Here is a 12,825-nt window from a genome sequence, read left to right on the forward strand (position 1 = left end):
TGTTCTCGCGAGTACCGTAGGCAGTGGTTGCAAGGCATGGGGCACCGGGCTATAGTCCAGCCCATTGTTCTCTTCCCGAAGACCTGTTCATGCCAGCCAGCCCTTCCACCACAAGCTTTGCCATCGCGCCAGTCGCGGGCATGGTCGTGCGTGGCTGCCAGCAGCCGGCGATGATCAGTCACTATCCACCACCACCTGTCAGTGGCGTCGTAGGCGGCGTAGCTCCGCCTCCTTGCGTGGTCGTGCTGGGCTGATCGGCTTCTGGCCGCAACCCTTCGCACACGCAACCTACTGAACACGGTCGGCGGCTTCCCTCGCTGAAGCGCATGCCGTCCGTCTGGCTTATTCGCCTTATATCAGGTGGCATTACATGTCTGTCTTTAGCAAAGCATCCGTGGCCTCGGCGGCCACTACCAGCCTGTTCGTCCTGCTGTGGAGCAGCGGGGCGATCGTCTCCAAGCTCGGCCTGGCGCATGCCAGCCCGTTCGCCTTCCTGCTGTTGCGCTCGGCGCTGGCCCTGGCCGGCCTGCTGCTGATCGGCCCGTTGCTGGGGTTGCGCTGGCCGCGCAGTCGCGGGGCCATCCTTCGGGCCCTGGGCACTGGCTGTGTGCTGCTCGGCGCCTACCAGATCTTTTACCTGCTGGCGCTCGATACCCATGTCACCCCCGGCATCATGGCCACGGTGATGGGCGTACAACCGATCCTGACCGTGGTGCTGATGGAGCGCCAGCGCTCCTGGAGCCGCTTGTTCGGCCTAGGGTTGGGGCTTGGCGGGTTGATCATGGTGGTCTACCAGGGCATCAACCTGGGCGGGGTGTCGCTGGCGGGGATGCTGTTCGCCCTGCTGGCGCTGGCCAGCATGACCTTCGGCTCGATCCTGCAGAAGCGCATCACCGACAACCCCATGGGCACGCTGCCGCTGCAGTACCTGGCCGGCTTTGCCATGTGCGCGTTGTTCGCGCCGCTGCAGCCGTTGCATGTGGAGTGGACTGGCGGTTTCGTCGGCGCGCTGCTGTGGATGGGGCTGGTGGTCTCGCTGCTGGCGACCCTGCTGCTGTACCGACTGATCGCCAAGGGTAACCTGGTCAATGTCACCAGCCTGTTCTACCTGGTGCCGGCAGTGACCGCGGTGATGGACCTGCTGATCTTCGGCAACCGCCTGGCGCCGCTCAGCCTGCTGGGCATGGGGTTGATCGTGGTGGGCCTGCTGTTCGTGTTCCGCAAGCCCGCCGCGCGCTTGGCCGAGGCGTAGGCCCTAGCGGAATTCTTCGGGGATGGCGTGGCGCAATACGCCCTCCTCGAAGTCCAGCAGGCCGGCTTCGCGCTGGGTGAGCAGGTAGTAGAGCAAGGTGTCGAGCGAGCGCTGCGGCGGGACCTCGACCGCCAGCATCTTCACCGCCTGCTCGGTTTCGCAGTTGCAGCCGAAGTCGTGCAAGGCCGCGCGTACCTGGTCCAGGGTTTCCGGGGGCCTGACGATAACCCGGAACACCGAACTGCCGCTGCTGTGGCGCAGTTCGGCGAACCAGGTTTCGCCGGCTTCCTCACGGGTGCCGATCACGTCGCCCGGGGCGATGCCGTAGACATGGAAGGGAATGTTGTCGACGGCATGGCCGCCTTCCACGGCCTTGGCCCACAGGCCCTCGACCGAGGCGGGCGGGTAGCCGTTTTCGTCCTGCTCCAGGCGGAACAGGACCTTCTTGTACGCGTCGTTCATCCTGTACCCCGCTTCAGCTGCGCGCCGGGCGCAGCACCAGCCACAATGCCAGGCCAATCAGCAGGCCGCCGTACAGGTGCGCCATCGACAGCGGTTCGTCCAGCAGCCACGCACCCCACAATACACCGAATACCGGGATCAGGAAGGTCACGGTGCTAGCCTTGACCGGGCCGATCTCCTCCAGCAGGCGGAAGTACAGGATGTAGGCGAACGCTGTGCACAGCAGGCCCAGGCCCAGCAGCGACAGCCACACCTGCCAGCCGCCCCAGCTGGCCGGTGGCTGGCTCAGCGCGCTCCAGGCGAACAATGGGCTCAGCATCAAGGTGGCGCCGAGCATGCTGCCCAGTGCCGACAGGCGGCTGTCCAGGCCGCTGACCCAGCGGCGGGCGAGGAAGCCGGCAAAGCCGTAGCAGGTGGTGGCCGCCAGGCAGGCGAGGGCGCCTTGCAGCAGGGCCAGGTCCAGGGCCACCGGGCCGGCGCCGCTGAGGATGCCGACGCCGAACAGGCCCAGGAAGATGCCGCAGAGCTTGGCCAGGGTCATCGGTTCGCGGAAGAACAGCACGCCGACCAGCACGCCCATCAGCGGCGTGGTGGCGTTGAAGATTGCCGAGTAGCCGGCTGGCAGCACCTGGGCGGCCACGGAGTAGAAGGTGGCGGGGATACCGGAGTTGATCATGCCCAGTACCAGGCAGGCGCCGAGCTTGCCCTGGAAGTCCCAGCGCACGCGGGCGGCGGCAAGCAGGGCGACCAGGCCCAGACAGGCGATGGACACGCGGAAGAACGCCGTCGGCACCGTGCCCAGTTCGGGGGCGATGATGCGCATGAACAGGAAGCTCGCCCCCCAGACGGCGGCAAGGGTCAGCAGACGGGCTAGGGCGATGGGGCTCACAACGGTCTCCGGAGGCAGGGCAGGGGCGCGAGTGTACGCCAGGGGGGCAGGGGATTCTTGTGCTTTCTTGCGGTGTAAACCTGTGCCGGCCTCTTCGCGGGCACGCCCGCTCCCACAGGTTCTGTGCAACATTCAGCCCTGTGGGAATCCTGTGGGAGCGGGCGAGCCCGCGAAGAGGCCGTCACAGGCTCCGCAAAAACCAAGAGGCGACTAAGCTCTGTAACTCAACACCGCACCGAGGTCTTCGCATGTCCCAGCCCTGGCCCGCTGTCGAAATCGCCCGGATGATCCTCGCCGGCTTCGACAACTACCGCGACCACTTCCAGCGCATCACCCTCGGTGCCCGCAAGCGCTTCGAGCAGGCGCATTGGCAGGATATCCAGCGTGCCTCCGCCGCCCGCATCAATCTCTATGAAGAGAAGGTCGCCGAGGTCAACGGCTGGCTACGTCAGGGCTTCGCCGAGGATGTGCTGCTGGATGTGGATCAATGGCCCCTGGTGAAGAACGCCTATATCCACCTGATCGACCCACGGCTGGACGACGAGCTGTCCGAGACTTGGTACAACTCGCTGTTCTGCAGCCTGTTCAGCCACGACCAGATCAGCGACGGCTGCATGTTCATCCACACCACCCGGCCGTCCATGCGCAGCCGTGAGCGCGCCGCGCAAACCCGTACCTATCGGCCTGACGCTGGGCTCAAGAGCCTGCTGCGGGCGGTGTTCAGCGATTACCCGTTCGAAGTGCCGTACGGCGACCTGGAGGGCGACCTGGCGCGCCTGGAAGATCAGCTGCGCGAGTGCCTGCCGGACTGGGTATGCAAGGATCCGAAACTGGCGTTGGAGCTGTTTGTGCCGGTGCTCTACCGCAACAAGGGTGCCTACCTGGTCGGCCGGCTGTTCAACAGCGACGAGCAGTGGCCGCTGGTAATCCCGCTGCTGCACCGCGAAGGGCACGGTATCGAGGCCGATGCGCTGATCACCGACGAGGCCGAGGTGTCGATCATCTTTTCCTTCACCCGCTCGTACTTCATGGTCGATGTGCCGGTGCCGGCGGAGTTCGTCAACTTCCTCAAGCGCATCTTGCCGGGCAAGCACATTGCCGAGCTGTATACCTCCATCGGTTTCTACAAGCACGGCAAGTCGGAGTTCTACCGGGCGCTGATCAACCACCTGGCCAGCAGCGACGACCGCTTCGTCATGGCGCCCGGGGTGCGCGGCATGGTCATGAGCGTGTTCACCCTGCCGGGCTTCAACACCGTGTTCAAGATCATCAAGGACCGTTTTTCACCGTCGAAGACAGTCGACCGCGCCACGGTGATCGACAAGTACCGGCTGGTGAAAAGCGTCGACCGCGTCGGGCGCATGGCCGATACCCAGGAGTTCGCCGATTTTCGTTTTCCGCGCAGCAAGTTCGAGCCGGAATGCCTGGCCGAACTGCTGGAGGTGGCGCCATCGACCGTGGCGCTGGAGGGTGACACGGTGCTGATCCGCCACTGCTGGACCGAACGGCGCATGACGCCGCTGAACCTGTACCTGGAACACGCCAGCGAGGGCCAGGTGCTGGAGGCGCTGGAGGATTACGGCCTGGCCATCAAGCAGCTGGCGGCGGCGAATATTTTCCCAGGCGACATGTTGCTGAAGAACTTTGGCGTTACCCGCCATGGCCGGGTGGTGTTCTATGACTATGACGAGATCAGCTTTCTGACCGAAGTGAACTTCCGCCATATCCCGCCGCCGCGTTACCCGGAAGACGAGATGTCGGGCGAGCCGTGGTACTCGATCGGGCCGCATGACGTGTTCCCCGAGGAGTTTCCGCCGTTCCTGTTTGCCGATATCGGCCAGCGGCGCTTGTTCAGCCGGCTGCATGGGGAGTTGTACGACGCGGATTACTGGAAGGGGCTGCAGGCGGCGATTCGTGAAGGGAAGGTGATCGATGTGTTTCCGTATCGGCGCAAGGGGCGGTGACTTTGCTTTAGCAGGCCTGGCCCCTTCGCGGGTAAACCCGCTCCCACAGGTACGGCACAGGATTTGAAACCAGTGGGGTGCCTGTGGGAGCGTGTTTACCCGCGAAGAGGCCGTGCCTGCTTTCCACCTTCACCCTTTCAAACACTTCAATTCACTGAAATCGGTGCGCACCTTGCCCAGCCGCTCCTGCAGGAACCGCCGCTGCTGCGGGGTACTCTGGTGCACCAGGTCCACCAGCAAGCTGCGGGCCTGTTGCTCGGTATTCTGATACGCCGCCCGGTACTCCGGCGTCCACAAGCTCTCCTTGCGCTGCAACAACGTCGCCAGGCGCGGCTCGAAACTGGCATCATTGCGCTGGTTCATCGCCAGCAGCAATTGCTGTTGCCAGTGCGCGCGGTTGGCGATCCATTCGCGGTTCTGGTCGCCCAGCGCCTGGGACCAGGCCTGCACGCGCTGCTTTTGTACCGCGGTCAGCTCGCCAAACCACGGCGTCAGGCGTTTCTCCATGCGTTCGGCACGGCGGGCAATCTGCTTGTCCAACGGCGTATCCACATACTTCTTCTGCCGTTCGCTGATGTCCTCGCGGAACGCCTCGCGCATCTCCGCCACCTGGGCATCGCTCATGCCGCGCAGCAGTTCGGTGGCCGAAGGGGTGATTTCCTCGGCCACCCGGCCAATCGCCTCGCGGGCTTCGCGGGTACGCTGCTGCAGGGCCTGGTCGGTCACCTGGTCGTCGGCGACCATGTCGCGTACCCGGTCCAGCCAGTCGAGATAGCCGGGCAGCTGGGTCTTGCAATGCCAGGCCAGGTGCTCCCGCAGGCGGTCGTCAAGCATGGCCTTCTGCTCGCTGTTCATGGCCAGGTAGTCGCCAAGCGACCACGGCACCAGGCGGTCGAGGTTGCGGTAGGCCAGGTCGATACGGCTGCAGGCGGCCAGGGCCAGGGCGCAGCCGATGGCGACGAGCAGGGCTTTGGACAGGCGTAGCGGCATGGGCTGTTCCTTGCGGGGGCTTGCCCGACGGTAGACGCAAAGAGGCGCTGACGGTTCCACTGCATCAGCGGTCGGGCGGCGCGCTGGCTTCAGGTGTAGAATAGTCGCCTTGTCTTGAGGAACATCGGAAATGGCTCTGCTTGGGCGTTACAACAGTTTGCAAATCGTGAAACACGTGGACTTCGGCCTGTACCTGGACGGCGGCGCCGACGGCGAGATCCTGCTGCCCGGGCGCTACATCCCGAAAAACGCCGAAACCGAAGTGGATGACTGGCTGAACGTGTTCATCTACCTGGACAGCGAAGACCAGCTGATCGCCACCACCGAAAAGCCCAAGGTGCAGGTTGGCGAGTTCGCCAGCCTCAAGGTCAAGGACATCAACGGTGCCGGCATCTTCCTCGACTGGGGCCTGTCGAAGGACCTGCTGATGCCGTACTCGGAAGAGGCGCGGCCGCTGAAGATCGGCGACTACTGCGTGGTGCACGTATACCTCGACAAGCGCACCCGCCGCATCACTGCCACCTCTCGCCTGGACCGTTACCTGGACCGCACCCCGGCGGACTACCAGGTAGGCCAGCCGGTCGAACTTCTGGTGGCCGGCGAGACGCCAATGGGCTTCAAGGCGATTATCAACAACCGCCACTGGGGCCTGATCCACAAGAACGAGGTGTTCAAGTTCCTGCGCTCGGGCATGCATGAGAAGGGTTTCATCAAGGAAGTGCGCGCGGACGGCAAGATCGCCTTGAGCCTGCAGCCGGTCGGCGCTGCCCTGGCCTATAGCCTGCAGGAGCAGATCATGGCGCGCCTGGAGGCCGAAGGCGGAGTGCTGGGGGTGTGCGACAAGAGCGATCCGGCGTTGATCAGCAAGCTGTTCAACGTCAGCAAGGGCAACTTCAAGAAGGCCATTGGCGGGTTGTTCAAGCAAGGCCGCATCGTCATCCATGACGATCGCATCGAGAAGGCCTGATCAGGCCTGCACGAAGGTACGGAAGTCCAGCTGCTCGCCACCCGGGCGGGTGTCGCGCAGCAGCGAGTCGCGGTCGGCGCTGAGGGCCAGGCTGATGGTCGAGCGGCGCTTGCCAGGGTTGCGCACTTCCATCTGTTCCTGGTGAGCACGCAGGAAGTTGGTCGGCACCTTCAAGTGCTGCAGCTCGTCGCTTTCCGGGGTGTGCAGCAGCAGGTTGACCCAGTCGGGCTGGCCCTTGCGCAGCAGCGCCACCGGCACCTCGAACCACCACAGGTTGCGCTTGCGGTCGAGGATGGCGAACAGGGTGTTGCTGCTGGTCAGCACCGGGCGGGCCAGTGCTTCGTTGCGCCGGGCGATGGCGGCGGGTTTGTCGAGTTTCATGCAGGTTCCTGCGGGTTGACGCTATGAAGGCCTGCATTGTGAGGGGTGGCGGGTAGCGGGGCAAGGTTTGCCAACCGCCTTGCCGTTCGGCTCGAGGGCGGGAAAACTGTTGGAACGCTTGGCGAAGGCGTTGGGTCCACCGACTGTCGGCACGGTCCACGTGCCCCCAATTGCAGGAGTTTTGCCATGAGCGGTACCAAAGACAAAGCGAAAGGCCTGGCCAACGAAGCGATCGGCAACGTCAAGCAGGGTGTCGGCAAAGTGACCGACAACGAGCGACTGCGGGCCGAGGGTGAAGCGCAGGAGCTCAAGGGCGAGGGGCAACAGATCAAGGGCAACGTGAAGGACGCGGTGAAAAAGCCTTGATGTAAGTGGCCTGTCCCGGCCTTTTCCCGGGTGAACCCGCTCCCACAGGTGCTGCACAGACTTCACGCACTGTGCAGCACCTGTGGGAGCGGGTTTACCCGCGAAGAGGCCGGTACTGGCGTAAGCAAATTCTTGCAGCATGGCCGGGATCAGCACAGTAACGGCATGGTCTATTAGACTTACCGTGGTACTCACGAATCGAGCGGCGAAAGGAGACGCTATGATTTTCCCCGACCTGCGCGGTCTGCCCCTGCACCGCGTGCTGGTACGCACCGTCAAGGAATTCCTCGACGACGAAATGTCGACCTACGCTTCCGCGCTGGCCTACCAGATGCTGTTTTCGTTATTCCCCTTCCTGCTATTCCTGATCGCCCTGATCGGTTTCCTGCACCTGCCGGACTTCTTCTCCTGGCTGCGCCTTCAATCGGAGCTGGTGCTGCCACCCCAGGCGCTGGAGCAGGTGAACCCGGTGATCGACCAGTTGCAGCAGTCCAAGGGCGGGCTGCTGTCGGCGGGTATCGTGATTGCCCTGTGGACTGCATCGGCGGGTGTGCGCTTGATGATGAGCGCGATGAACGCCGCCTACGATGTGCCCGAGGGCCGCCCCGTGTGGAAGCGCATCCCGTTGTCGATCGTCTACACCGTAGGCATTGCCGGCATGTTGCTGGTGGCTGCGGCGCTGATGGTGCTGGGGCCGCAGGTGATGGAGTGGATTGCCGCCCAGGTCGGCATGCAGGAGGTGATCGTCACGGTGTGGACCATTCTGCGCTGGCCGGCAATCATCATCCTGATGATGGTGGCGGTTGCGCTGATCTACTACGTGATGCCCGATGTGAAGCAGCAGTTCCGCTTCATCACCCCGGGCTCGGTGCTGGCGGTGGTGGTTTGGATCGTGGCGTCGCTGGGCTTTGCCTACTACGTGAAGACCTTTGCCGACTACAACGCCATGTACGGCAGTATCGGTGCAATCATCGTGCTATTGCTGTATTTCTATATCTCTGCTGCCGTTTTGCTGCTGGGCGCGGAGATGAACGCAGTGATCGAACACATGTCGAGCGAGGGCAAGAACCCTGGCGAGAAGGACGTCGATGAGCACAAGCCCCGCGAGACCATTAGCGTGCTGGGCCATGAGCACCCGGTACCGAGCGAGCACCAATCTTCAGAGCCGACACCCCGATGATCCGTGACATTCTCAAGATGGGCGACGAACGCCTGCTGCGCATCGCCCCACCAGTGCCCGAGCACCTGCTCGGCAGTGCCGAACTGCAGCAACTGATCGACGACATGTTCGAAACCATGCGCCATGTGGGCGGCGTGGGGCTGGCCGCGCCACAGATCGGCATCGACCTGCAGCTGGTGATCTTCGGCTTCGAGCGCAGCGAGCGCTACCCGGATGCCGAACCGGTGCCGCAGACCATCCTGCTCAACCCGGTCATCACGCCGACATCCAGCGAGATCGAGGATGGTTGGGAAGGCTGCCTTTCAGTGCCCGGCCTGCGCGGTGTGGTGCCGCGTTTCAAGCACATCTGCTATGAAGGCATCGACCCCCATGGCAATCCGATCAACCGCTTTGCCGACGGCTTCCATGCGCGGGTGGTGCAGCATGAATGTGACCACCTGATCGGTCGGTTGTACCCGTCACGCATCCAGGACTTTTCCCGGTTCGGCTACACCGAGGTGCTGTTCCCCGGGCTCGACGCCAGCGACGACTGACCTCGTTGCAGTGCCACCAGGCGTTTGCTGCGCTGATAGCGTTGCAAGCGGCCAGCCAGGGCTTCCGGCAGCTGCAGGGCCATGTCGAAGCCCAGGCGCTGGTAGAAGGGCGCAAGGTCCGGGTGGCAGAACAGCCAGGTGGGCCCGCCAGCCTGCGCCAGCGCCGCCTCGACCAACCGCCCGGCCACCCCCTGGCTGCGCCGCTGCGGGTCGACGAACAACCCGGTCAGCCAGAAGCCATCGCCCACCGGGCTCAGGCTCAAGCCTGCGATGATGCCGGGGCCCCGCGCCACCCACAGCTCAGCATCGCCCGCAGCACGCATGCGTGAGCCGTGCTGACGGTAGAAGTGGTCCAGCAGCCGGCGTTCCGGGGCCGAAAGCTTCGAACAGTATAAATTTTCAGAAATTGCTCGCCCTGCCCTGAAAGGTGGCCAGAGGCTCTGGCCCGATGTTTTGCGGTGAACTTGTCGCAGATTGTTGCATATCTGGCAAGGGTGAATGTCCGAGTTCGGGGTTCAACTATTCCTGGCCGGGAGTAGACTTTTACTCATCCCCACTGGCAGTACGAAGCGGGATCGGTACTTCGTGCCATCTTCACCGCAGATGGCAACTTCTCCGCGCCGGGCACGGCAATAGAAGTCAATCGATCAGCTTGAATGCTCAAAAGGCAGACTCACATGAAACCATTACTGATTCTTGCATTGGTCGGTATGTCCTCGTTCGCCCTCGCCGATGAGGCCAGACCCGTCTCCAGCGAGCCCGTCGCCCAGCAGTACGACTACTCCATGAACCTGGACATCAAGCGGGTGATCAACCTGTCGACCATCCCCAACGTCTGCGAAGTGGTACCTGCGACCATGACTTACGAAGACCACCAGGGCCAGGTGCACACCATTCAGTACCGGGCCATGGGTGAGGGGTGCCAGCAGGGTTGAGCCCGCCAAGGACCCGCCACAGCATTTTCAGCACCTGTGGGATCGAGCGCCGCCCGCGCGGCGCTCGGTCTCACAGGCGCCACATCACCCAAGGCATGCACCTTGTCGCCCCTATGCAATTCCCCGATATGCATTTCAAACCACAATCAACCCAGAATAATTTCCTCGACCTGTCGATTCCTGCGTCCCCCGTTCGACCATAGGTGAGAGCACGTTGCACCCCCGTGCCCAATCACCCATGACCTGTCGGAGGAACCCCCGATGAGCACCGCAGCCGAAACCGAGATCCGCCAATTGATCGAGCGCTGGATGCAGGCCGTGCGCGACCGCGACATCCCCAACATCGTCGCTCCCTATGCCGACGATATTGTCGCCTTCGATGCCATCCAGGCCCTGCAATTCAAAGGCAAGGCAACCTACCAGGCGCATTGGGAGATGTGCATGAACATGTGCCCCGGCCAGATGGTTTTCGAATTCGCTGAACTTACCGTGCATGCCGATGGCGACCTGGCCCTGGCGCACTGGCTGAACCGCTGTGGCCCAGCGGACAACGAAAGCCAGTGCGGCTTCATGCGCGCCACCGTGGGCTATCGTCGTCAAGGTGGCCAGTGGCAGGTAATCCACGAACACTGGTCGGCGCCATTCGACATGGCAACTCAGAAAGCCCTGTTCGATCTCAAGCCCTGAGCCGTTATCGCCAAACGCACTTTGCCAATGCCCTGGAGGTGACCATGAAATACCTGTGCCTGGTCTATTGTGACGAGGGGCTGCTGCACAGCTTGCCCGACAGCCCGGAAGACGCCGAATGCATGGCGTATGCCGAATCCATCCAAGGCTCCGGGCGAATGCTGGCGGCCGAGGCGCTGAAGCCGGTGCAGACCGCCACCACCGTGCGCGTGCGCAACGGGCACATGAGCCTGACCGACGGCCCGTTCGCCGAGACCAAGGAGCAACTGGCGGGCTTCTACCTGGTGGAAGCCCGCGACCTGAACGAGGCGCTGAACATCGCCAAGGGCATCCCCGCCGCGCGGGTCGGCAGTGTCGAGGTGCGGCCGGTGCGCGAACTGCAACCCTGACAGCAATGGAGACCTAACAGCATGAGCCTTGCACACCCCGCGCAAGCGCAACACGAGTTGTCCATCAGCCGCCTGATCGACGCGCCACCGGCCAAGGTGTTCCGCGCCTGGACCGAGCCCCAGTGGCTGATGCAGTGGTGGGGGCCGCACGGCATGACCACCCCGGAGTGCGAGATGCAGCTGTGGAGCGGTGGCCTGTTCCGCACCCTGATGCGGGCGCCGGATGGCAGCGAGTATCCGAACCAGGGCGTGTTCCTGGAAATCGCCGCGCCGCGGCGTCTGGTGTTCACCGATGCCTTCGGCCCAGGCTGGGTACCTTCGGACAAGGCCTTCATGACTGCCGTGATCAGTTTTGACGAGGAGCAGGGCAAAACCCGCTACACCGCCCGCGCCTGGCACTGGAATGCCGCCGATTGCCGCGCCCATGAGGAAATGGGCTTCCACCAGGGTTGGGGAGAAAGCCTGGACCGCCTGGTGGAGGTGGTGACCCAGCGGATGCCCGACTGATGTCGGTACTGGCGCAGGTACGTGCCGAGGTCGAGGCGGTCTACCGGAGCGAGTCACGGCGCATCCTGGCGACACTGATCCGCCTTCTGGGTGATTTCGACCTGGCCGAGGAGGCCATGCACGATGCCTTCTTCATCGCCGTCGAGCGCTGGCAGCGCGACGGTATTCCCGATAACCCGCGGGCGTGGCTGGTGTCCACCGGCCGCTTCAAGGCCATCGATGCGTTGCGTCGACGGGCCCGATTCGACCGTTCCCAGGCAGACCTGAGCATGCTGCTCGACGGCCAGGCACAGGACCCCAGCGAGGAAGAACTGCTGGCTGACGACCGTCTGCGGCTGATCTTCACCTGCTGCCACCCGTCCTTGTCCGCCGATGCCCAGGTGCCGCTGACCCTGCGCGAAGTCTGCGACCTGACCACCGAGCAGATTGCCCGTGCATTCCTGCAGAGCCCGGCCACCATCGCCCAGCGCATCGTGCGCGCCAAGGCCAAGATCCGCGATGCCGGCATCCCTTATCAGGTGCCGGAGCTAAACGAACTGCCCGAGCGGCTGGAGAGCGTGCTGCGGGTGATCTACCTGGTGTTCAACGAGGGCTATTCGGCGTCGTCGGGCGAGGCGCTGTTGCAGCAGGAACTGAGCGACGAAGCCATTCGCCTGGCGCGGCTGCTGGTGCAGTTGCTGCCCGACCCGGAGGCGGTCGGCCTGCTGGCCTTGATGTTGCTGCAGGCGTCCCGGCAGCGGGCACGTACCGATGGCCGGGGCAACCTGGTATTACTGGAGTATCAGGACCGCAGCCTGTGGGACCGGCAACGCATCGTAGAAGGCTGCGAGCTGGTGCGTCAGGCCCTGCAAAGCCGGGCGTTTGGTGCCTATACCGTGCAAGCGGCGATTGCGGCGGTGCATGCCGAAGCGGCGACGGCAGCAGCGACCGACTGGGCGGAGATTGTCGGGCTGTATGACGTGCTGCAGCGGCATTGGCCGTCAGCAGTTGTGGAGCTGAACAGGGCCGTGGCGCTGGCGAAGCGGGATGGGCCGGAGGCTGGCCTGCGGGAGGTCGAAGGGATTCTGGCGCGGGGTGAACTGCTGGACTATCACCTGGCCCATGCGGCGCGGGCCGAGCTGTATTACCAGCTGGGGCATGTGGAGCAGGCGCGTGCGGCCTGGCGGCAGGCGCTGGCGCTGACCCGGCAGGAGCCGGAGCGCAGGCATATCGAGCGGCGGTTGCAGGCTATCGAATGATGTTTGCTTTACCGGCCTTATCGCCGGCAAGCCAGCTCCCACAGGGTCATCACAGGCTTGAACATTGTGGTGATCCGGTGGGAGC

16 protein-coding genes are annotated in these 12,825 nt (G+C 63.8%); 11 read left to right on the forward strand and 5 right to left on the reverse strand.

Annotated features, from left to right (window positions below):
• The first annotated feature begins 370 nt into the window (after nt 1-370).
• Nucleotides 371-1,252 carry a DMT family transporter gene (locus ACK1U9_RS02345; RefSeq protein WP_041505660.1) on the forward strand — a complete coding sequence of 294 codons (882 nt, stop codon included), beginning with the start codon at nt 371-373 and terminating at the stop codon, nt 1,250-1,252.
• A 3-nt stretch (nt 1,253-1,255) separates the two neighbouring features.
• On the opposite strand, the gene ACK1U9_RS02350 is transcribed toward ACK1U9_RS02345, so the two are convergent.
• Both ACK1U9_RS02350 and ACK1U9_RS02355 read right to left on the reverse strand, forming a co-directional pair.
• Entirely contained in the window at nt 1,256-1,714 is a 459-nt protein-coding gene (locus ACK1U9_RS02350) for a DUF4265 domain-containing protein (protein ID WP_085602086.1), read from the reverse strand.
• Between the two features lie 13 nt (nt 1,715-1,727).
• On the reverse strand, nt 1,728-2,603 hold the full coding sequence (locus ACK1U9_RS02355) for a DMT family transporter (RefSeq protein WP_046614694.1): 876 nt from the start codon (nt 2,601-2,603) through the stop codon (nt 1,728-1,730).
• 248 nt (nt 2,604-2,851) lie between these two features.
• On the opposite strand from ACK1U9_RS02355, the gene aceK reads away from it, so the two are divergent.
• Nucleotides 2,852-4,567, forward strand: coding sequence for a bifunctional isocitrate dehydrogenase kinase/phosphatase (gene aceK / locus ACK1U9_RS02360; protein WP_342248404.1), 1,716 nt, complete (start codon nt 2,852-2,854; stop codon nt 4,565-4,567).
• A gap of 129 nt (nt 4,568-4,696) precedes the next feature.
• On the opposite strand, the gene ACK1U9_RS02365 is transcribed toward aceK, so the two are convergent.
• The gene (locus ACK1U9_RS02365; protein ID WP_046614692.1) at nt 4,697-5,557 is read right to left on the reverse strand and encodes a DUF6279 family lipoprotein; all 861 of its coding nucleotides are present in this window, start codon (nt 5,555-5,557) and stop codon (nt 4,697-4,699) included.
• Nucleotides 5,558-5,687: 130 nt separating this feature from the next.
• Between ACK1U9_RS02365 and ACK1U9_RS02370 the strand changes: the two genes are divergently transcribed.
• Complete coding sequence (locus tag ACK1U9_RS02370; protein WP_449109680.1) at nt 5,688-6,524, forward strand: CvfB family protein; 837 nt, start codon at nt 5,688-5,690, stop codon at nt 6,522-6,524.
• Here ACK1U9_RS02370 and ACK1U9_RS02375 read toward each other — a convergent pair whose 3' ends face one another.
• Nucleotides 6,525-6,905, reverse strand: coding sequence for a hypothetical protein (locus tag ACK1U9_RS02375; RefSeq protein ID WP_013973727.1), 381 nt, complete (start codon nt 6,903-6,905; stop codon nt 6,525-6,527).
• Between the two features lie 186 nt (nt 6,906-7,091).
• Here ACK1U9_RS02375 and ACK1U9_RS02380 point away from each other — a divergent pair, with 186 nt between their 5' ends.
• The 3 genes from ACK1U9_RS02380 to def all read left to right on the forward strand — a co-directional run bounded on the left by ACK1U9_RS02380 (nt 7,092) and on the right by def (nt 8,984).
• A complete protein-coding gene (locus ACK1U9_RS02380) occupies nt 7,092-7,271 on the forward strand; it encodes a CsbD family protein (RefSeq protein ID WP_015271319.1) in 180 nt (59 codons plus the stop codon).
• A gap of 220 nt (nt 7,272-7,491) precedes the next feature.
• Nucleotides 7,492-8,451, forward strand: coding sequence for a YihY/virulence factor BrkB family protein (locus tag ACK1U9_RS02385; protein ID WP_046614691.1), 960 nt, complete (start codon nt 7,492-7,494; stop codon nt 8,449-8,451).
• Nucleotides 8,448-8,984, forward strand: coding sequence for a peptide deformylase (gene def, locus ACK1U9_RS02390; protein WP_135003020.1), 537 nt, complete (start codon nt 8,448-8,450; stop codon nt 8,982-8,984). Before ACK1U9_RS02385 ends, def begins: the two co-directional genes overlap by 4 nt.
• Here the strand turns inward: def and ACK1U9_RS02395 are convergent.
• Entirely contained in the window at nt 8,939-9,307 is a 369-nt protein-coding gene (locus ACK1U9_RS02395) for a GNAT family N-acetyltransferase (protein WP_046614689.1), read from the reverse strand. The genes def and ACK1U9_RS02395 overlap by 46 nt on opposite strands.
• 354 nt (nt 9,308-9,661) lie before the next feature.
• Between ACK1U9_RS02395 and ACK1U9_RS02400 the strand changes: the two genes are divergently transcribed.
• From ACK1U9_RS02400 to ACK1U9_RS02420, 5 genes are all read left to right on the forward strand, one after another.
• A complete protein-coding gene (locus ACK1U9_RS02400) occupies nt 9,662-9,919 on the forward strand; it encodes a DUF2790 domain-containing protein (protein WP_004375752.1) in 258 nt (85 codons plus the stop codon).
• A 261-nt stretch (nt 9,920-10,180) separates the two neighbouring features.
• Entirely contained in the window at nt 10,181-10,606 is a 426-nt protein-coding gene (locus ACK1U9_RS02405) for a YybH family protein (protein ID WP_135002386.1), read from the forward strand.
• 44 nt (nt 10,607-10,650) lie between these two features.
• Nucleotides 10,651-10,995, forward strand: coding sequence for a YciI family protein (locus ACK1U9_RS02410; RefSeq protein ID WP_046614687.1), 345 nt, complete (start codon nt 10,651-10,653; stop codon nt 10,993-10,995).
• 21 nt (nt 10,996-11,016) lie between these two features.
• Nucleotides 11,017-11,502, forward strand: a complete 486-nt coding sequence (locus ACK1U9_RS02415; protein ID WP_046614686.1) for an SRPBCC family protein — start codon at nt 11,017-11,019, stop codon at nt 11,500-11,502.
• The gene (locus ACK1U9_RS02420; protein WP_449109681.1) at nt 11,502-12,740 is read left to right on the forward strand and encodes an RNA polymerase sigma factor; all 1,239 of its coding nucleotides are present in this window, start codon (nt 11,502-11,504) and stop codon (nt 12,738-12,740) included. The genes ACK1U9_RS02415 and ACK1U9_RS02420 overlap by 1 nt, the downstream gene beginning before the upstream one ends.
• Nucleotides 12,741-12,825: the final 85 nt, after the last annotated feature.

It is taken from the genome of Pseudomonas sp. XP1, from assembly GCF_053557675.1.